At 42.2% G+C, this 21,191-nt stretch carries 15 protein-coding genes and 1 other RNA gene; 6 read left to right on the forward strand and 10 right to left on the reverse strand.

The genetic code is table 11. The annotated features are described in order from the left end of the window. Nucleotides 1-238: 238 nt before the first annotated feature. From IQ230_RS06750 to IQ230_RS06760, 3 genes are all read left to right on the forward strand, one after another. Nucleotides 239-1,234, forward strand: coding sequence for a helix-turn-helix domain-containing protein (locus tag IQ230_RS06750; RefSeq protein ID WP_193931271.1), 996 nt, complete (start codon nt 239-241; stop codon nt 1,232-1,234). A 182-nt stretch (nt 1,235-1,416) separates the two neighbouring features. Continuing rightward, complete coding sequence (locus IQ230_RS06755) at nt 1,417-3,966, forward strand: TonB-dependent receptor (RefSeq protein ID WP_228054645.1); 2,550 nt, start codon at nt 1,417-1,419, stop codon at nt 3,964-3,966. 31 nt (nt 3,967-3,997) lie between these two features. Further along, nucleotides 3,998-5,002, forward strand: coding sequence for an ABC transporter substrate-binding protein (locus tag IQ230_RS06760; protein ID WP_193931273.1), 1,005 nt, complete (start codon nt 3,998-4,000; stop codon nt 5,000-5,002). 368 nt (nt 5,003-5,370) lie between these two features. Here IQ230_RS06760 and IQ230_RS06765 read toward each other — a convergent pair whose 3' ends face one another. Together IQ230_RS06765 and IQ230_RS06770 are read right to left on the reverse strand one after the other, a co-directional pair. Next, nucleotides 5,371-6,549 carry a GNAT family N-acetyltransferase gene (locus IQ230_RS06765; RefSeq protein WP_193931274.1) on the reverse strand — a complete coding sequence of 393 codons (1,179 nt, stop codon included), beginning with the start codon at nt 6,547-6,549 and terminating at the stop codon, nt 5,371-5,373. Between the two features lie 126 nt (nt 6,550-6,675). Next, complete coding sequence (locus IQ230_RS06770; RefSeq protein ID WP_193931275.1) at nt 6,676-7,383, reverse strand: RibD family protein; 708 nt, start codon at nt 7,381-7,383, stop codon at nt 6,676-6,678. Nucleotides 7,384-7,764: 381 nt separating this feature from the next. On the opposite strand from IQ230_RS06770, the gene IQ230_RS06775 reads away from it, so the two are divergent. Then, a complete protein-coding gene (locus tag IQ230_RS06775) occupies nt 7,765-9,732 on the forward strand; it encodes a sensor histidine kinase (protein WP_193931276.1) in 1,968 nt (655 codons plus the stop codon). Here IQ230_RS06775 and rnc read toward each other — a convergent pair. The 5 genes from rnc to IQ230_RS06800 form a co-directional block, all read right to left on the reverse strand. After that, entirely contained in the window at nt 9,722-10,453 is a 732-nt protein-coding gene (gene rnc, locus IQ230_RS06780; protein ID WP_193931277.1) for a ribonuclease III, read from the reverse strand. The genes IQ230_RS06775 and rnc overlap by 11 nt on opposite strands. A 148-nt stretch (nt 10,454-10,601) precedes the next feature. Beyond that, an RNA gene (gene rnpB / locus IQ230_RS06785) (RNase P RNA component class A) lies at nt 10,602-11,092 on the reverse strand. 34 nt (nt 11,093-11,126) lie between these two features. Further along, a complete protein-coding gene (gene corA, locus IQ230_RS06790; RefSeq protein WP_193931278.1) occupies nt 11,127-12,320 on the reverse strand; it encodes a magnesium/cobalt transporter CorA in 1,194 nt (397 codons plus the stop codon). Nucleotides 12,321-12,497: 177 nt separating this feature from the next. Then, nucleotides 12,498-14,156 carry a chaperonin GroEL gene (gene groL, locus IQ230_RS06795; RefSeq protein ID WP_193931279.1) on the reverse strand — a complete coding sequence of 553 codons (1,659 nt, stop codon included), beginning with the start codon at nt 14,154-14,156 and terminating at the stop codon, nt 12,498-12,500. 388 nt (nt 14,157-14,544) lie between these two features. Further along, a complete protein-coding gene (locus tag IQ230_RS06800) occupies nt 14,545-15,204 on the reverse strand; it encodes an L-threonylcarbamoyladenylate synthase (RefSeq protein WP_193931280.1) in 660 nt (219 codons plus the stop codon). A gap of 77 nt (nt 15,205-15,281) precedes the next feature. Here IQ230_RS06800 and larC point away from each other — a divergent pair, with 77 nt between their 5' ends. Continuing rightward, on the forward strand, nt 15,282-16,505 hold the full coding sequence (gene larC, locus IQ230_RS06805) for a nickel pincer cofactor biosynthesis protein LarC (RefSeq protein ID WP_193931281.1): 1,224 nt from the start codon (nt 15,282-15,284) through the stop codon (nt 16,503-16,505). A gap of 143 nt (nt 16,506-16,648) precedes the next feature. Here the strand turns inward: larC and IQ230_RS06810 are convergent, their stop codons facing one another. Both IQ230_RS06810 and IQ230_RS06815 read right to left on the reverse strand, forming a co-directional pair. Beyond that, nucleotides 16,649-17,455: a hypothetical protein gene (locus tag IQ230_RS06810; protein WP_193931282.1), complete on the reverse strand. Its 807-nt coding sequence runs from the start codon at nt 17,453-17,455 to the stop codon at nt 16,649-16,651. A gap of 133 nt (nt 17,456-17,588) precedes the next feature. Beyond that, nucleotides 17,589-18,152, reverse strand: a complete 564-nt coding sequence (locus IQ230_RS06815; RefSeq protein ID WP_193931283.1) for a DUF6658 family protein — start codon at nt 18,150-18,152, stop codon at nt 17,589-17,591. Between the two features lie 462 nt (nt 18,153-18,614). Here IQ230_RS06815 and IQ230_RS06820 point away from each other — a divergent pair, with 462 nt between their 5' ends. Then, entirely contained in the window at nt 18,615-19,544 is a 930-nt protein-coding gene (locus IQ230_RS06820; RefSeq protein WP_228054646.1) for a lysylphosphatidylglycerol synthase domain-containing protein, read from the forward strand. Here IQ230_RS06820 and IQ230_RS06825 read toward each other — a convergent pair. Further along, nucleotides 19,537-20,766 (reverse strand): hypothetical protein, encoded by a 1,230-nt coding sequence (locus IQ230_RS06825; protein WP_193931284.1) that lies wholly within the window; start codon nt 20,764-20,766, stop codon nt 19,537-19,539. The two genes, IQ230_RS06820 and IQ230_RS06825, sit on opposite strands and share 8 nt — an antisense overlap. Nucleotides 20,767-21,191 lie beyond the last annotated feature (425 nt).

Below are 21,191 nucleotides of genomic sequence, written 5' to 3' on the forward strand. Positions count from 1 at the left end.
AATTCTTCTGACAGGAGTACAAACTTAACACGCGTGTCTTCAAGGGGGACTTGTCATGTTTCTTGTGTTTTATCGCGATTGCACGAAGCGCAGCGCTAGAAATGCGATCGCTCTTTTTTTTCGGATTTAGCACAAATTATTGAAGTCGATACAGATTTTACCAAACCGTTGAGAAATATTATCAATTAAGCTACTATTTTGAAGCATCAACACTCGACTGCTGATTTGACTCAAGCCAATGACCATAACGATCTCGGAGCAAGCGTATCGGGAGTTATTTCAAGAAATACAGGAAAGCGATCCTTCATTAGCGCTCCTCGATCAGAAAAGCGGGAATTTTGTTGGTCATGACATCATTTGGAGGTATCCATCGCGGTTTGGTCAGGGCTTTGTGCGCGAGATTAGCTTGCGAGATGGGTTAGACTTGGCGATCGCCAACTATCAGCTTCACGACGATATCATCAGCGAGTCTTCTGATTTTGAACATCCTCTGGAATACACATTCAATATCGCAGATGGTTATCAAAACTCGGCTAATACGATTCCTTACCATCTTTATGGTAGTGGTGTTGCACCTGGAGAGTGTTGGAAACAATTTGCGAAACAGCGAAGTATGTGGGTGAGCGTTCATATCGAGCCGGAGGTGTTTCAATCATTTGTAGGAAACACAACTGAACAAGTTCCTGAGGCTTTGCAACACTTGATTGGTAATCCCAATCAAAAATACTACGTCCGTCCAGGTCAGGCAACACAAGCAATGCAGAGTGCTTTGCAGCGAATTTTGCACTGTCCTTATCAGGGATTTACCCAGCGAATGTTTCTCGAAGGCAAAGTTTGGGAACTGATGGCACTGTTGCTGGAACAGGAAGTAGAAACTCAACAAAGCAAACAAACCCCTACCTGCCTGAAACCTGATGATATTGAACGGATTCATCAAGCTAAAGCCATTTTGTTGCAGCGGTTAAACAATCCGCCGTCTTTGAAGCAACTCGCACAGCAAGTTGGGTTGAATGAATGTACCCTGAAGCGAGGCTTTCGTCAGGTATTTGGCACTACGGCATTTAGCTATTTGCATCACTATCGACTGGAACAAGCTAAACAATTTTTAGCTAGTGGAGAAATGACAGTCGCACAAGTTGCGCAGTCTATAGGATTTGCTCGCAACTACTTTACTAAGGCATTTTGTCAAAAGTTTGGCTGCACGCCTGGAGCCTACCGAAAAAGACATAGATAGCTCACTTCAGGATCAGTTCGAGTAAAAATTCCCTCTAGTTCACAAAAATATTCCGTCTAGGAGACATTGCGATCGCCTACCTAACTTCACACTCTGATAATCTATTTGAGAAATATTTTTATCAATTTGAGTTAGCAAGCAAAGCAGCGCTAGCTCTAATATCGTTCCAGGTGTGTGGAGTTATGGTGAATCGACTGGTGCAAATCGTGATTTTTTCGGGTATTTCCCTGCTCGTCGCCCCCCATGTTTTGGCAGAATCAGCGATCGCTGAAACAAAACGCAAGACAAATAATGACCAGTATTCCTTAACTACAGAAATCCTCCACATCAACGATATTGAGCAACCCGCAACTACAGTAGATGAGTGGATAGCTCAAATTGACCAATCACAGGTGCAGGTGACAGGAGTGCAGGTCATTGCAACTGATGTGGGGCTAGAAATCACCCTAGAAACATCTGAACCTTTAGAGACTCCTACCACATCAATAGTAGGAAATGCTTTGATTGCCGATATTCCCAATGCAGTGCTGGCATTGCCAGATAATAATGTCTTTCAGCAGGTGAATCCGGTGGAGGGGATTGCGCTGGTGAGTGTAACAACTTTGCCAAATAACCGCGTTCGGGTAGTGATTACAGGAGTTGATGCTCCGCCAACTGCCAATTTGAGCGTGGCACCATCGGGATTAGTGTTAGCGGTTCCTAGAACGGAAGCGGCAGAAGATGAAATTCAAATCGTGGTGACGGGGCAACAGCAAGAAGGATATGTAGTAGACAATGCAGCGACTGCAACTCGGACAGATACGCCTTTGCGCGACATTCCGCAGTCAATTCAAGTAGTTCCGCAACAGGTTTTGGAAGAGCAACAAATTATTCGTGTCAGAGACGCATTACGCAACGTCAGTGGTATCGGTGAAGGGAATAGTTTTGGCAATTCACGCGAAACATATGTTATTCGTGGATTTTTTACAACCGATGTTCTCCGTAACGGATTTTTGGAGCGCAGCAACTTTCGCGCATTTAGAGAAACTGCCAACTTAGAGCGAGTTGAAATTCTCAAAGGACCCGCCTCAGTGCTGTATGGCAACCTCGAACCAGGTGGCATTGTTAATCTAGTCACGAAGGTGCCCTTAGCCGAACCGCGCTATTCGTTTGAATTACAAGCCGGAAGCTTTGGAACCATTCGCCCTAGTATTGATTTGACAGGACCATTGAACACCGATCGCACTTTACGCTATCGCCTGAATGCTGCGTATGAACGGTCAGACGATTTTCGCGATTTTGACCAAGACATCGAGCGCATCTTTGTTGCGCCTGTATTGAGTTGGCAGGTTAGCGATCGCACTGATTTGATTTTTGAACTCGAATATTTACGCGATGAACGCCCGTTTGATCGCGGAATCATTGCCTTTGGTGATGGAATTGCGGATATTCCCTTTGATCGCATTTTGGGCGAACCAGATGATGTAGTGAGACTTGAAGAATTTAGTGCGGCGTTGCGGCTTAACCATCAACTCGACGAAAATTGGACGCTGCGCAATGGCGTGCGCTTCTTTACTACCGACAACTCTTTTCGCTTTGCGAGAGTCGATACGCTTGACGAGGCAACGGGGGAATTGACCCGTTCTGACTGGAGTGATAATGAATCATCATTTTGGAACTATGCGCTGCAAACGAGTATTCAGGGGCAATTTTCAACAGGTGCGCTCGAACATACGTTGTTAGTTGGAGTTGATTTATTTCGATTAACGGATACTTTTGATAATCGTTCCTCAATTGAACCAATTGAGCCGCCGCCTCCAATTAACATTTTTGCTCCAGAATACGGGCTGGGCGATCGCCCCAGTCGGGATGACCTGACAGATATATTTCGATTTGAGGACAAAATAGATAATTTGGGCATCTATCTCCAGGATCAAATTACAGTTACCAATAGTTTGAAATTTTTGCTTGGCGGACGGTTTGACATTATCAACCAAAATTCTAGTTTCAACGGTGAAGAGTCAGAACAGCAAGAGCAAGCTTTTACCCCGCGCCTGGGCATTGTCTATCAACCGCTCGAACCATTGTCTTTGTATGCCAGTTTCAGCCAATCGTTTACACCCAATTCAGGCACAACCGTCGAGGGTGATTTGCTATCACCAGAACGCGGAACTCAGTATGAGGTTGGTATGCGAGGCGAATTGTTTGACGGGAGATTAACCGCAAATCTAGCTGCCTATAACCTAACTAAGCGCAATATTGCCGTGACCGATCCCAACAATATCGATTTCAGCATTGCCATCGGAGAGCAACGCAGCCGAGGAATTGAGTTGGATGTGATTGGTGAGATTTCGCCTGGTTGGAACATTATTGCGTCTTATGCGCATACGGATGCTGAAGTCACTGAAGATGGTGGAAGTTCACTAGAAGGCAATCAATTAGCCGATGTCCCTCGCAACGCCGCCAGCCTGTGGACAAGCTATGAAATTCAAAGGGGCGATTTACAGGGTTTAGGATTTGGCGTGGGGCTATTTTTTGCAGGCGATCGCTCTGGAAACTTAGAAAATGACTATGAAATTCCGAGCTACGTTCGCACTGATGCTAGTATTTTCTATCGCAGGGATAGCTGGCGGGCGGCAATCAATTTTAAAAATATTTTTGACGTTGATTACATCCAAAATGCCGGTTTTGGGAGAACAAGCAATCCTGGCGCTCCCTTCACAGTTTTGGGATCAATAGCAGTCGAGTTTTAGGCTGATGTAAACCAAAAGGCATAAATTTAAAATGCTGACGCTCAAAGTGCAACGCACAAGACCTATCATCCGACAAATTGCACTGGGACTCCTGACATTTTTATTAACTGCATCGTGTGGGATTAATTCATTTCAACCTGGAAATCAGGCAAATGGTCTAAACACCGCAGATACAGCTTCCTCAAACTGTCGGATAGTACAACACGCAGTGGGCAAAACTTGTGTACCGCTTAATCCTCAACGTGTTGTCACGCTCGATCCTTTCTCGCTTGAGAATGTCTTAGCACTTGGAGTCCAGCCTGTCGGGTTTGCAATTTCTCCAGATTGGCTAGAAAAGCGCGAATATCTACGCGTTCGCCTATCCGGTATTGAGAATGCTGGCGATCATAGCCAACCTAGCCTAGAGAAAATTCTCGCCTTAAAGCCTGACTTGATTTTAGGTCTTGAGCTTAATTCTAAAGCCGCTTATCGCCAGCTAACGCAAATAGCTCCCACTGTTTTACTCAATTTTAAAACGAGCGGGCAATGGAAAGAAATTCTGATGCAAAACGCCGATGCCTTGGGTAAAACGGATGTCGCTAACGAATTAATGGCAAACTATTACGCTCGCTTAAACGACTTCAAAGCTCAACTGGGTAATAACCTTCAGCAGCTTGAAGTCTCTATCGTTCGGATTTATCTCAACACTATCTCAATTTACACCAGCGACACATTTATTGGCTCAATTATCAAAGATGCTGGGTTAACACGCCCGCCTACACAAACTCAGGCGGGAACGCTAGATATTTCTAAAGAAAGTCTACATTTAGCTGATGGTGACGTGATTTTTTTATGGAGTAACGAAACAGGGCAAGTTCAGCAAGATGTGAAAGCTGAAATTGCCAAACTAAGAACTGATCCACTCTGGAAAAAACTTAAAGGTGTTCAACACAATCGGGTTTATGAAGTGCCTAGTTATTGGATTGGTAGTAGTATCCTCACCGCCCATGCTGTCATTGATGACCTATTCAAATATCTTGTTGATGAGGCGTCATAGAAATGCTATCACTAACTGTGAAAGAAAGGGATGGAATTACAATAACAGAAATGGTTGTAATATTGAGCAGGATTAGTTCATTTCATTTTCTACAACTTTAATTATTAAAAATTGTTAAATTTGTATTTTTTCGTTAAGGAATTTGCATCTCGCCAAGCATCAAATCAGATCCTGCTGGCAGATTTTCTTGAATCACTTTAAGCATGACCTATCGGTATTGAATTAATCAATAGTTTTTGGAAAACTCTAACAAAAACTACTATCAATAGCCTCTTAATACCAGTACTCAAATTTGTTTGCTTGGAAAGTTGTTGATTTATGTAGAATAGACTTCTTGCAGTCAGCTAAATAATTTTTCCAGTTGATACTTAAACTTTTTGACTGTAAGGCAATTCCGCATTGATTGCTGCAATTTCTTGCATCTCCCATTGATTTGCTTCACGGATATAAGAAGACAAAATTTGCTCTAGACGACGATTATAAAAGCGGTGCAAACTGTAATTTGGACTTGCTGGGAAACCGCGACGTTTTTTGTGGCGTCCCCCCGCACCAGGGTCAAAGATTTGAATATTGTGAGAAATTGCCCACTCGATTGGCGCGTAGTAGCAAGCATCAAAGTGCAAGCAATCAATTTCTTGGAAACTTCCCCAATAACGTCCATACAAGCGATCGCCCTTGGTTAAACAAAAAGACATCCCTAATGGTTGACACGGATCGCGATCGCTATACGCCGCAAAAAACACAACTCGGTGCCGATAATTTGAGTGTAATTGCTCAAAAAACTTTTTTGTTAGGTACTTGCTACCCCACCAGCCAAACTTGTCGCAAGTATCCGCATAAAAGTTGTACATCAACGGAAACATCGATTTTGGAATTTCATCTGCCGTGAGTGGTTGCAGTCGTAAGCCATTGGTTGCTACAGCTTTACGTTCGCGTTTGATATTCCGTCGTTGATTTGCATTGAACACTGCTAAATAATCATCAAAAGTTTGAAAACCTTGATTTTGCCAGACATAACTATGGTTAATCCAAGTCGTGAAACCATGCCGTTCTAGCACACTTTGCCATTGGGGATCGACGTAAAGAAAATGACAACTGGAAATGCGGTTTTTAGCACAAAAAGTATCAATTGCGTGCACCATCAACTCAGTAATTTCGTCTTCATCTTCTCCTGGAGCGATTAAAAAGCGATAACCTGTTGCTGGTGTAAATGGTGACATTCCCAAGAGTTTTGGATAATATCGCACGCCGATTCGTTGAGCTAAATCTGCCCATTGATGATCGAAGACAAATTCACCGTAGCTATGACTTTTCAAATATAGTGGTGCGGTGGCAATGAGAGAGCGATCGCGCCACACTGTTAAATGATTGGGCAACCAACCCGCTTGGGCAACAGCACTACCCGAACTTTCAAGAGTGTGCAGCCATTCCCATTCAAAAAATGGTGTCGCAAGCGGCATTGCCAGAGTATCCCATTCAGTCTGAGGAACTTCAGCAATATGATTAATCCAGGCAACAGAATAGCGAGGTTTAAGTTGTTCCACCATTGTCAAATGAGAGGCTAGGGACTAAGGGTTGTTAGGGGTGAGTAGTCAGTGGTGAATCGAGTTCCACATCTCAAGTCTCCTCGAATCCCCGACTCCTGAGCTTGAACCCCTCCTAAATAGGGTAATCTAATCTTCTACACGCTGCCGCCGATAGTGTAAAAAGACCTCTTGGTTGACGACTTCCGCTGAGAGTAGCTTGAGACGAGGAGCTAACTGCTCTGAAACAAATCCTGTTCCCTCTACAGGAGTAGGAGCATCAGCGCCACCTAAAATGAGCGGACAGACAGTGAGCCAAAATTCATCGATCAAATCGTCTGCAATCAGAGAAGCGACTAATTCACCGCCACCGATCACTGCTAAGCGTGATATCCCTAAGCTAGCAAGTTGTTGTAAAGCACTAACCCAATCAATTCCGTTTGCAGCAGGTGCTTCGCAGACCAATATCCGTGCAAATTCGACACCTTCGTGCCAGTGTCTAGCACCAGGAGTTGTAGTGAGTAACCAGCGGTTGACGTCTTGGCGAAAAAAACGCATTTGAGGATCAATTTCAGCTGACAAGGAAGCTACAATTTGCAATGGCTGTGGTGGTAAATTTTGCTGTAAGCGTTGTTGTAAAAGCTGGGGATCAGAAACACTCATTGTAGTGCCATAAGTCCGTAGAGTTCCGGCACCAAATAGTACAGCATCCGCCGCAGCCAGTTGTTTTTCTAAATGTGCTTGATCGACTAAGGAGGAAAAACGGGCAGGAGATCGCTTCACATCCGCGATTTTGCCATCTGCACTCATTGCTAAAACTACAGTAGTTTGAGGTCTTTTTTGATTGCTATCCGCCATGACTTCTACTTACTTAAGAACTGCTTGCGCAAGTGCGATCGCTTGCTTGTGCTGCTATTTTGCTAATACGTTAGTTGTAACAGTCAGTATGATGAAATTCCATACTGATTGCAGAGATACAGGTTATTATTTATACATCAATTAATAAAAATACTCTGTAACCTGATGGTATAGCAAAAGCTGACTTAGGATTAGACGTCATAATGTAAAGCATTGTACTTTAGCCAATATATGGGATAAAACATCTGGTGTGAGGTAAAAATGCTTTTCTCCACAGAACGATGTTTTTACTATTCATAAAAACACGTTTTGTTTAGCGGTCTGTAAGTAGGTAATTATTGCTATTACGCTGTTGGGTTTTCCTTCCCAGTGAGAATCATTATGGCTAAGCCAGGTCAATCTTCGTTTCGCCGCATTTTATTGTCGAGAATTTTATTATTGAGTGTACCAGTTCTCTTAATTGGCGAGGCTGTCGCTTATCGGAAAGCACGCTCTATTTTATTGGAAACTGCACGCCACAATCTTACTGAAAGCGCAATCAAAAAGAGCGAGAGTATTGAAGATGCGATCGCCGCTCTAAAAGCTATCTCAATTATTGCTAGCCAAACACAGATTCTACAAGCAGGAACAGCAACGCAAGGGCAGCAGTATCTTAATCAATTGGCAGGGCAACTTCCAGATTACGTTCAGTGTGTGCGCCTGGTAGAGTCAAAAACTCAAAAACAAGTTGCAAGTACCTGTGGAAATACTTGGGCTAATACGGATGCTTCGCTACCGGAAACACAAGTGCAATTGCCTACGAGTACTAACCTGGTTAGTGTCAGTGTATTGTTACCTTCAGTGCCTACTGAATCTCAGAAACTACCACTAGATAGTCATAATACACGCGGTCAACTGCATCTACGCTTATCTACTCCTGTCTACACTCCCATAGGTCAACCTCGCTACGCCTTGAGCATTCAAGCAACTTTAGAACAAGAACGGACGGGGCGTGGTTCATTAACAGGTTATACCGTTGTCATTGCTCAGAATGGCACAATCTTGGCACATCCGCTCGCAGAGTGTGTGGGACGAAATATTCAGCAAGAACCTGATGCTCAACGACTGCAAAGAATTGTGGAAAATGCGATCGCTGGGCGTCAAGATATACAAAATGTCTCTTTCACAAATAATGGTACAAAATTTTTGGCTGGCTACAGTGCAATTTCTAGCCCAATTGCAAACGAAACAAACCAGTCATGGACAATCTTAGCCATCACTCCTCTAGACAATGCGCTATACGGTCTACGCGAAATTAAAATTATTCTGATTGTTCTGACAGTCGGGTTACTTGGTGCGAGCTTACTTGCAACACGCTATTTAGCTCGCGATTTAGCGCGACCATTAGAAAGATTACGCGACTATGCCTTAAATCTCCAAAGCCATCATGTTGTAGAACGAGTACCCCACAATTTCAGAATTCGGGAATTTCAACAACTTGCAGAAGCTTTAGAACGAATGGTAGAGCGATTGACTGCATCTGCAGAAGAAATTGAAACAGCATGGGAAGAAGCCCAAGCAGCTAATCAGCTCAAAAGTGAGTTTTTAGCTACGACATCTCACGAACTAAGAACGCCGCTGAATGCCATTATCGGTTGTATTCGCCTTGTTCGCGATGGTTGCTGCGATGACCGTGAAGAAGAAATGGAGTTTTTGCTCAGAGCTGATGAAGCCGCAATCCACTTACTGAGTATTATTAATGATGTCCTTGACGTCGCCAAAATTGAGGCGGGTAAACTCTCCGTGATTTTGGAACCAACTGATTTACGGCAACTCCTCAAAGAAGTCATTAATTTACAAACAGTTCATATTCAACAAAAAGGCTTACAGCTTGTTGTACCTCAAGGAATGGAACCAATTCCTGTGCAAGCAGATCCAGCGAAGCTTAAGCAAGTATTACTCAACGTTATTGGGAATGCAATTAAGTTCACAGAGCAAGGCAGTATTACAATCAGCACTCGACTAGAGTCAGTTGCGGAACTATCATCTAGTAGTCAATCACGCGTAACAATCACTGTAGAAGACACTGGAGTAGGTATCGATCCGACACTACAGCATAAACTTTTTCGCCCCTTTGTTATGGTGGATGGGACAACAACACGCAAGTTCGGCGGAACTGGTTTAGGACTTGCCATTTCGCGCAATTTAATTGAGTTAATGGGGGGAAGTATTATCTTGTATAGTGCTGGCACTGGTAAAGGAACAACGGTTGCCATTACTATGCCTGTGATGGATTTATCACCGTTTCACTCACATCATGTTGTTGAAGAATCACGAATATTTGAACACTCGCATCCTACTAGCTCTTAACCATTTCGGTTTCTTGGCTACTAAGTGCTAAAAAAGCAGCTTGCGCAGCAGCTTGTTCTGCTGCTTTAATTGATCTCCCTGTACCTTGCCCTAGTTCTCGCCCTTGCAGCCACACTTGAGCAGTAAACCGATCGTGAATATTACCGCGATGATTGATTTCCTGTACGCGATACTCTGGTAAAACTTTATAGTAGGCTTGCGTCCATTCTTGCAAAGCAGCTTTATAGTTGAGTCGAGCTGGATCAGAACGAATTTGAGCTGCTAGCTGTTTGAAATGAAGATCTAGCCAAGGGCGTACCAACTCTAAATTATGAGTGCTGAGATATAAAGCTCCTAAAACTGCTTCAAAAGCATCAGCTAAACGCGATTCTTCTCCTGCTTTGTCTCCTGTCGCACTACCCGCAACTAACAAGTACAATCCTAAGTCATATTCGTCAGCTAAAGTGGCTAAAATGCGATCGCTCACTAAAACTGAACGAACTGCCGCAAACTCTCCTACAGGACACTCAGGATACGTTTCCCACAGAACTTCAGCAGCAACAAGTCGCACCACTGCATCTCCAATAAATTCTAACTGTTCGTAGTTTGCCTGCGCGGAAACACTAGGATGAGTTAATGCTAAATCTAAAAGACGCCATTTTAATGGCGCTTGTGCTGATAGCCCTAGTTTTTGGACAAGATTTTGTAATTGTTTTTGACGACGTGGATAACTTAAGCTCATTGGAGGAAGTAGGCTGCAGCGTTGAGGGAATAAATCAGGCGAAAAACAAGAAGCTATCAATCAATTCTCTACTGATTATTTATATTTTCCCATCTTCCCTTCTTCGTATCCTTAGTAAATATATAGTTTCTAACTCAAGAGCAGGAGGGGAAAGAGCAAGACATAAGCCGGGTTCTGTTGCTTCCTAACAACAATGTTGCTAGCGAAGTGCGGTTATCTATCTGGGACGCCTGTTACCAGACGCCTCTAGCGGTTCTCCAATAACGGAACTGGTAAAAGACCAACCATAGTTCCTCCGACCTTGCTCCCAACTGGGGTTTACCGAGCCAGCGCCTCTCGACGCTGCTGGTGCGCTCTTACCGCACCTTTGCACCCTTACCTTTAAGAGGGGTTAGGAGTTAGGGGTTAGGGTTTAATTTGTACCTCGCTCCTCACTCCTCGACGCCAGTTGCTACAACGGGGGACACCCCCGCACCGCACTGGCTCCTCCTCGCTCCTCATTCATCGGCGGTATGTTTCTGTGGCACTATCCTCACGGTCGCCCGCACTGGGCGTTACCCAGCAAGTTTGGTCTTTCGGGAGTCCGGACTTTCCTCAGAACAGCAGCTAAAACTGTTCCGCAACCGCTGCGCCTACTCTTTCCCTAAATCCAGTGTAATCCTTGGCGGAGTTGTTATCTACGCGATCGCCTTTGGAGAAGATTAATTTTGTTACCATCGAACCCTTCAGGATCGTCAACAACTGTAGAAGAGTTCTCAAACCAACCACGCCGCCAGAAAAAAGCCACTAGTAAAGTAGCGATCGCTCCCATTGTTACTAAACACAGTGGATATCCCCAATACCAGTTTAATTCTGGCATATTCCAAGGCGATCGCTCAGTATTAAAATTCATCCCATACACTCCAGCAATAAATGTTAACGGGATAAATATAGATGAAATAACTGTCAGCAACTTCATAATTTCATTCATCCTATTGCTGACAGCAGATAAATAAACATCCATTAAACCTGCAGCTAATTCGCGATAGGTTTCTACCATATCCAAAACTTGTACTGCATGGTCATAACAGTCACGCAGATAAATTCTGACGCTTTCGCTGATCTGCGTACTGCCATCTCGAATTAAAGAATTAATTGCATCTCTTTGTGGCCAAATTGCTCGCCGCAATGTTAATAAATCTCTTCTTACTCGATAAATTTTTTCTAAGGTTTTACGTGTTGGGTTACTAACAACTTCTGCTTCTAAATCTTCAATTTCTTCACCGTAATCTTCTAATACTGGGAAAAAACCATCAATAATTGAATCTAAAAGCGTATAAAGCAAGTAGTCTGCTTGCTGTTTGCGAAGTGTTCCTTTATTCTGACGAATGCGCTGTCTTACAGGTTCAAAGCAATCATGTTCTGGTTCTTCCTGAACTGTCAGAAGATAATTTTTTCCTAACACAAAGCCTACTTGCTCGCTGTAGAAGCCAATTTTGTGTTCTTTAGGAACAACCATCCGCGCAATCACAACTAACTGGCTTTCATGATCTTCTACTTTCGGACGTTGCGGAACATTCACGACATCTTCCAACAGCAGGGGATGCAGCTTAAATACGTTGCCCAACCTTTGCAAAATATCTTCATTTCCTAAACCTTGGACATCAACCCATGAAACCGAATCACTATCTAGATAAGAAACACATTCTTCTGGCATTGTGATTTGTTTACGAGTAGCATGGGCTTCATCATAGTCAATCAGCACAATAACAGGAGCAGGCGCATCTTCTTCAATACTCAAAGTTCCTGGTAAACTACCAGGTTGCTCGTAGAAGAAATCTTCGCGGGATTTTGTGTCAGGAGAAGATTGAATTTGTATTTTGACCATGCAAAAGAGGGGGTATACCCTTGATTTAAGGTTGATACAAATGGAGAGCAGAGGAGCGGAGGATCAGGGGAAATACTATTGCATGATACTAGCCGCTATTTTCTACTTTTGTAAAAAAGCAGCTTGTTATTTTCAACAAACTGCTTGTAGTTATTAATTTATGGTACTGGAGTGAAATTACATCATGCCCATACCACCCATGCCGCCCATGCCGCCCATGCCGCCCATGCCGCCCATATCAGGAGCCGCAGCAGCTTTCTTTTCAGGTTTTTCAACGACTAATGCTTCTGTTGTGAGAACCATTCCAGCGATCGAACCTGCATTTTGCAAAGCTGAACGCACAACTTTAGCAGGATCGAGAATTCCAGCAGCAATTAAGTCTTGGAACTCGCCAGTAGCAGCGTTGTAGCCAATATTGAATTCTGAGTCTCGTACTTTCTCGACGATTACAGAACCTTCGACACCAGCATTGTCTGCCATCTGACGCAGAGGAGCTTCGAGCGATCGCTTAACAATTTCGGCTCCAATTTTTTCTTCTTCATTTAAGCTGTTTTTAATTTCTTCTACTTTGGTAGAAAGGTGGATCAGCATTGTTCCACCGCCAGGTACAATACCTTCTTCTACAGCTGCTTTTGTTGCGTTGAGTGCATCCTCAATCCGCAGTTTACGATCTTTAAGTTCGGTTTCTGTTGCTGCACCAACTTTAATGACTGCAACTCCACCGGCAAGCTTAGCGATGCGTTCTTGCAGTTTTTCTTTATCATATTCTGAGTCAGATTCTGCGAGTTGCCGACGAATTTGACCAATACGCTTTTCGACGTCGCCTTTATTGTCACCACCAGCAACAATTGTTGTTGCTTCTTTATCAACTGTAACTTTACGTGCCACTCCCATCATTTCTAAGGAAGCATCATCTAAACTCAGTCCAACTTCCTCTGAGATGACTTGTCCGCCAGTTAGAACTGCAATGTCACGCAGCATTTCCTTGCGGCGATCGCCAAATCCTGGTGCTTTAATCGCACAAACGTTCAGTACTCCTCTGGCTTTGTTAACAACCAAGGTTGCTAGAGCCTCACTGTCAACATCCTCGGCGATAATGAGTAATGGTTGACCTGCACGAGCAACTTTTTCTAATACAGGAATTAAATCTTGAATTGTACTGATTTTCTTATCAGTGAGCAGAATGCGAGGATTTTCAAAATCAACGACTAACCGTTCGTTGTCAGTGATGAAATAGGGTGAGATATATCCTCTGTCGATTTGCATCCCTTCCACTACTTCTAGGTCTGTTGTAAGTGATTTTGATTCTTCAACGGTAATCACACCATCTTTGGTGACTCGCTCCATAGCCTCTGCAATCATGGCACCGACTTCGTCATCGTTACCAGCAGAAACGGTTGCAACTTGAGCGATCGCACTGCCTTCAACTGGCTTGGCTGCTGCTGCAATTTCCTCAACTAACATATCGACGGTTTTTTCCATTCCTCGACGCACGGCAACAGGATTTGCACCTGCTGCAACGTTTTTTAAGCCTTCCCGAATCATCGCTTGGGCTAAAACGGTGGCGGTGGTTGTACCGTCTCCTGCAACGTCCTTTGTCTTGGATGCAACTTCTTGAATAAGACGCGCACCAGTGTTTTCTAGTGGATCTTCAAGTTCAATTTCTTTGGCAACAGTAATACCATCGTTAACAATCTGAGGTGTACCAAATTTTTTTTCTAGTAAAACATTACGACCTTTTGGTCCCAAGGTAATTTTGACGGCATCAGCAAGAGCGTTAACACCTCGTTCTAACGCCCGCCGCGACTCTTCATCAAATGCAACGATTTTTGCCATGTTTATTTTCTAGCGCTTCCAATTTTCCAATTTAGCACTCTCAGACGCAGAGTGCTAACCTTGCAGAGAAAAAAAGGCTCTTTTTGTGGTAAGTAAAGCTTAAGTGTTGTGTAAATAACTGATAATATCAAGTTCAGTTAATTTTATGATGAAAGTAGCTAGAAACTGGTAACTCAAAGTTATTCAGGTTATGCAAGCCGGAAATGATATTAAGCTCGGCGCTAAGAGGATGTGGAAACATACTTGTTAAAATTGCCTTGCCTTTGAGTCATAGTTGTGGCATTCAGTCTCCAGACTTAGTACTACAGACGATGTTGTTCTTTTAAAGAAAACTAAGCTCAAAAAATAGGAGATTTCTGTCTACTTCACTAGAGTTACCAAAAATTCATCAAACCCAAGTTGCTGCTTCTTCCCAACCTAGACCTTTGCGCGCGATCGCAGGTTCACTTTCTGTGAGATCTAAGATTGTAGAAACTTGGTATCCAAGTTCAGAACCATCATCAACAATAATATCTACTAGCTTATCTAGACAGTCAAATAGTTCTGCTTGTGAAATACTAGCTTCTGTTTGTGCAAAAGAAGTGAATTGACCATTGTCATCTTGAGGTAAGTGCGCCGATGTTGAGATAATTGGATTTCCCAAAGCATTCAATAAAGCTTGTGACACTGCATGATCGGGTACGCGAATTCCAGTTGTTTTCCGTTTAGAATTTTGTACCAAGCGGGGAACTAACTTAGTTGCTGGGAGGAGAAAGGTATATGGTCCTGGAATCAAGTGCCGCATAATGCGATAAGCGGTATCGCTAACTCTGGCATAAGTTGCAACGTTGGATAACGAAGGACATAAAAATGTTAGCGGCTTATCGTTGGATTGTTGCTTAATTTGTCGGACGCGTTGTACTGCTGATTTTGAATTCAAATCGCAGCCGATCGCATAAACTGTATCCGTAGGGTAAAGCATCACTGCTCCATCACGGAGCATAACAACAATTTGTTCGACTGTACGTACTTGCGGAGATTCGGGATGAATAGTGTAAGTTTTAGCCATTGCGATTTCGAGTATTAAATGCTGGCAGTATTCTTAACAAGTATCACCTGTTACCTCTTACCTATTACCTTTTACCTATGACAAAGCTAGCGTATTTAGAGTGTCCTACTGGTATTGCAGGAGATATGTGCTTAGGAGCACTTGTTGATGTTGGTGTTCCTTTGGAGTATCTAATAGAACAGCTTAAGAAATTAGGTATTGCTCAAGAGTATGAGTTACAGGCACAACCAGTTCACCGAAATGGGCAATTAGCAACCAAGGTTCACGTAAAATTGCAACATCACCAGAATGAATACACTCACCATCACGGACGACATTTACCAGAAATTGAGCAAATTATTATAGATGCTAAATTACCATTGCGGGCGCAAAAGTGGAGCCTTGAAGTATTTCGCCAACTGGCAGTAGCTGAAGGAGCGGTACATGGTATTGCACCAGAAAAAGTACACTTTCATGAAGTTGGTGCAGTTGATGCAATTGTTGATATTGTTGGTACTTGTTTAGGGTTAGATTGGTTAGAAATTGATAAATTGTACTGCTCGGCGCTGCCTACAGGAGGCGGCACAGTAAAAGCAGCGCATGGACGATTGCCAGTACCCGTACCAGCAGTATTAAAGTTATGGCAAATGCGGGGCTGTCCAGTTTATAGTAACAACATTGAAAGAGAATTAGTGACACCTACCGGAGCTGCGATCGCAACAACTCTTGCTCATGGTTTTGGCGCTCCACCTGCTATGACGATACACAAAATAGGGTTAGGCCCTGGTTCGATTGATCTGCCAATTCCTAATATTCTACGCCTGTGGTTAGGTGAAAGTAGAGATCAGGGAGTTAACATTAGCGATCCAAGTTCATGTGTAGAAACAATTGCAGTGTTAGAAACGCAAATTGATGATTTGAGTCCTCAAGCGATCGGGTATGTTTTTGAGGCTTTATTTGAGGCTGGCGCTGTGGATGTGTTTACACAGTCAATTGGTATGAAAAAGTCCCGTCTGGGAATTTTACTCAGTGTAATTTGCCATCCTGAACAGTTGAAGGCTTGTGAAGCGGTCTTATTTCAGGAAACAACAACTTTGGGTATTCGTCATTCATTGCAGCAACGTACTATTTTGCCACGAGAAATTCAAAAAGTTGGTACTAAATATGGCACAGTACGAGTTAAGGTTGCCTGGATGGGAAAAAAGTTGGTTAATATTCAGCCAGAATACGAAGACTGTGCACAACTAGCAAAAAAACATCAAATTGCTTGGCGCGAAATTCACCGACAGGCGTTATCTAGCTGGTATGCACAACATGAATAAAACTATTGACGGCAAGCGATCGCTTCATACCATATTGCCAATTACAAAAAAGTCAGGCGATTGGTGTGTATCAAATCCAAACTTCCTGACTTTGTAGCGTTAACCACTTAATAGCAGTTTTAATTAAGCGCGATTCAGTTTGATTATTCTACAGTTTCACCAACTTTATCGCCTGCTTTGTAAAGCGATCTTTGAGTAGCTTTTCCTGCTTGATATGTTTTGTCTTGGACGTAGTCAGAAGTGTTGCCAGCAGCACGCTGTGTTTTGTCTGCTACGTCTTTACCTGCTGCTTTCACATTCTCAGCTGTACGGCTAGCGCTTCGATTGACATCTTTAGCCGCTTCTTTAGCGTTTTCTTTAAGGTTGTCTGCAGCACGGCTAGTACCGCGAGTTACATCATCAGTTGCATCAAGGGTATTTTCCTTGACATTTTCAGTACCCCGCTTTGTTGCTTTGCGCAATTCTTCTGCCGTACCCTGTGCTTTATCTTGAGCGGCTTCAGTGCTACGCTGTACATTCTTACCGAAATCTTCTGCGTTCTCGCCTTTCTTGTCAAGAATGCGCTTGGTGTTTTCGCCTACACTACCTGTTTGATCAATTACGTTTCGCTCAGCGTTTTCCTTGAGCGCAGCTGCGCGATCAGCCGCAGCCTTTTCTAAGCCTCTTGCTCTCGGATCTACATCACTGAACTCATTCATTGACCCTCCTTCAAAGGGAGAAGTCACAGCTTCGTCAGGAACTTCGGGTCTTGGATTTGAGCTATTTCTTAGCTGAGTTCGAGACTCAGATTGCATTCCAGATGGAACTGCTTGTCTATCGCCTGATAAGCCAGGTGTGCGAGCTTGCACCGAGTTACAAGCTGTGCTAGCAAATAGCACAAAGCTTGCTGCCACAGCAATTAATATTTTGCTCAGTTGGATTCTTTTAATTGCAGTAATGATTCTGCTCATACTGGATACTCCGTGCGATTCTGTTTAGATGAAAAGTTAACTGAATGCCCTAACTGCTTGTAAGCCTTATTTACTTTCTAAATTTTGACTTAAACTTCAAATTAAGTCAGGGCAAGTTGTTTGCGAATTGCTCTTACTTGCTTCTCAGTGCTGGATTACTTGTTGCTTCTGGTCTTCTGCTGGCTTCATTTGCTTTATCACCAACAAACTCAGAGGCTTCTCCGAAAGCTTCTTGCACTTTCTCTAAACGCTTCTCAACACGCTTTCCTAAGTCGGGATCGCGTTGAATTAGCCCGCCAGAAGCAGGTTGTTTGAAATCTTCCGCAGTTTTAACTGGCAATTGTGACTCCTTACTAAGCCTACCTTCTGGTGTTTCCGCGCCAGGATAAAGGATTTCGGAGTCGTTAGTTGCGACTAGTTGTTCATTGAACTGTACGCTAGCTTGATTGCGCCCCGACTTAGCAGTTTTGTTGTTTACCTTAGTATCTGGAGATAAGTTATAGTCTGTGTACGCATCTCCACCACCTTTGTAAGGATTGTTAGCACCACCGGCTTGAACTGCCGGATTATCGGGGTTAGCACCGCGCACGTCACCAGGACTACATGCTGTGCTAAATACTACTAAAATTCCAGCAAGTAATACTGTCAGAATTTGCCGTAGTTTCAGTTTTTTGATAGTCTCCACTAACCTATTCACAAAGTCCTCCTTTCGTCTTCAAGCAACCGAACTTTTAAAGTTAACAATTTTTTAACCGTCGCGTTGGGTTTTCATAACAGTTTTTGAACACCCATTGCGCTGCAATCAACACACTAGATATACAGCAAAATGAGTCGCTTTATTGATTTTGATAGTTAACTTTAACCACTAATTGATGATGGTAAAAAACAATTAGCGATCGCTGCCTCTAGCAAAGGTCACATTATTAGTTCACTAACACGCCGTTGTTATCTAACTGTAGAGAGATTTTGCTCAACTTACGTTTCTCTGTGTTAAGACTTGTTGAGCAAAAAAAACATTACTTGTATTATTTGAACTATTACTATATGCAAAATGTAAATAATACTGAGATCTGAGTTCGACTACACTTAAAAACTGAGTGTGCGAGAAAATGATTTTAGCGGTAGGAGGCATCTAATTCTTAAGTTACTAAAGTACTCTTTGGCATACCTTAAACCATATATTCGATGGTTTATTGTTGGTGCAACACTATTCTTTCTTCTACAAGCGTTAATTCGTCACTGGCAAGAAGTTACTACGATTCAAATTTCTGCTGCAGGATGGGCAATTTTAGCAGGTGCTTTATGTGTAACTTTTCTTGCGCATGTATGGTCAGGTTTGGTGTGGACTTGGATTTTAAGAGAGCTAAATCAACAAGTCAATAACCATTACTTTATTCGTGTTTACTTAAAAACAAATATTGCTAAGTATTTGCCTGGTAACGTTTGGCATTACTATGGTAGGATTACCACTGCTAAAGATGCAGGTATTTCTACTAGCGTAGCCACTTTAAGCGTACTGCTAGAACCTTTACTCATGGCAGCATCTGCTTTAATAATTGTTTTATTAGGTGTTTCTTTAGAAGCGGGGGATCGCCATCTGCTATTAATATTATTATCCGTTTTAGGTTTAGCTGCTGTTTTAATTGCTATTCATCCGTGGTTTTTAAATACAGCAATTCGCTTTTTAGGCAAATTAAAGCTAAAGAAGAACTACACTAATACAATAGACCTTCATAGCGGTATGGTAGTCAATTATCCCTTGAAACCTTTGATAGGTGAACTAGGTTTTGTTCTACTGCGAGGCATGGGTTTTTTACTAACACTGCTAGCTTTTACTTCATTGCAGTTAGAGCAATTACCTTTAATACTAGGGGCTTTTAGCTTAGCATGGTTACTGGGTTTAATCGTTCCAGGAGCCCCTGGAGGCTTGGGAGTTTTTGAAGCAACTGCGATCGCGCTATTAGAACATCGATTATCTCCTGGCATTGTCATTAGTGCGATCGCTTTTTACCGGTTAGTGAGCATTCTTGCTGAAACTTCTGCTGCTGGATTTGCTTGGCTAGATGAACGTCGTTTAGATTTTAATTAAGTTTTACAGGAATATTATCTATATAAATTGCACACATTACATTAAAAATATCAAGAAAAGTCGTCATCTTATTTCGCTCTTTTTCGGAAAAATTTTCATAATATCTAATCAATTCTGCGATACAGGTTTCAAGATGAGCGCGGCAACCTTTACAAATCAATAAAATTTTAATTAAAAGCATGACTAGTGTTAATGGAGTTCCTTGAGATATCAGAGTAAGGAACATTGGGGAAGGCTCATGATGGTTTTCAGTTATTAAGTATTCGATTATTTTATTACAAGTTCTCAGAATTAATGCATCTGTTGGCTCTTTTTCATTGTAATTAGTATTCAAGGTAATTAGTTTTTTCGATAAGTTGATTCCTGAAGTATCTCCTACTTCACTATTAGTACTTGAATAAACTAAAAACTTTTCTAGTCTTTCTTTAAACTGGCGATAGTTAAGATTCTTTGTTTGTTTGAGAAAAAGATTGGCATTGCTCGCATAGCTGGTAGGATCGCGCTTGGCTACAATTAACTTAATTAAACGTAGTACTTCATCTGGTAAGTTAGTAGGGTTTTTATGCTTATCTATCTTAGAAGACTGAGAAGACGCCATGTACATTGCTAAATCAAATTTAAATTGATATTTTAGCCTGCTCGCCTCATTTCTTGCAGCTTCTCGTTGTTCTATTGGTTTCTTAATATCATTAGATTGAGCCATCAAGATATGTGATGTATAACTCTTATTCCAACGCGCTTGTCCTTGCACCTGACACTTATCAGCAAATGCTTTAACTTCTGTGTAATTCTCACTACTTACAAAATCTTTTACCCACATTCTGAGATGATTTTGTGTAGGTGTTGTAGTAGGTTGATTATCTGAAATATTTTCAAAAATGGCAATTAAATGTTCTACATATTGTGTTTTTTTTGTGATTTTCCAATTATTGAGTAGGATGTAGCAACAACGCTTAATTGTATTATAAAATTCTTCTTTATTATTACTAGCAATAATTTCTTGTATTGCTTGAAGATGATCTAAATTGGTTATTTGTGGAGGAAATATGAATAAATCAGTGAATTGCTGTAGTACTGTCTCTGCTGAATACTGCTTGACGTTTTCTAACAAAAAGCTATAAACAGTCTCTTGAGATTGTGTCAGACTACGAGGTTGTTTATCTGACTGACCAACCGCATTATTAGTAAATTTATAGTTTGCTGAGCGTGGAGAATTCAACATACAGGTTTTTAACGGTAAAGATCCTCCTCTACATAGAGAGGTAGCTTGTTTTACGTATATTTTCTTATATTTAGAAGTTGAACTGTTGATAATTTGAGACTTCGATGCACAATTTAAATGAAACTTGATTGAAAATATGGCATATCTACCTGATGTAGTTCCTCAGTAAAATTAGTGATTTATTAACTTATCAATCACTTACTGTTTTCTAAAGCTGAGTACAGTCAGAGATCTTTCTAAGCTGTTATTTTACTTGAAGCTGAAAAATGTAGCTTCTTTCCTCAGCCATCGGGTGTTGGGTAAGGAAATTGCACTAAAATAGACCGTTAACTCGACTAGTTTGGACTTTTTCAAACAGCGGAGGGCTGAATTTCTTGTCGCTTCTCGATTGAGCGCGTCGATCATCTACACAAGAAAGTCAAAAT

It is taken from the genome of Gloeocapsopsis crepidinum LEGE 06123 (genome assembly GCF_015207655.1).
Classification (GTDB): domain Bacteria; phylum Cyanobacteriota; class Cyanobacteriia; order Cyanobacteriales; family Chroococcidiopsidaceae; genus Gloeocapsopsis; species Gloeocapsopsis crepidinum.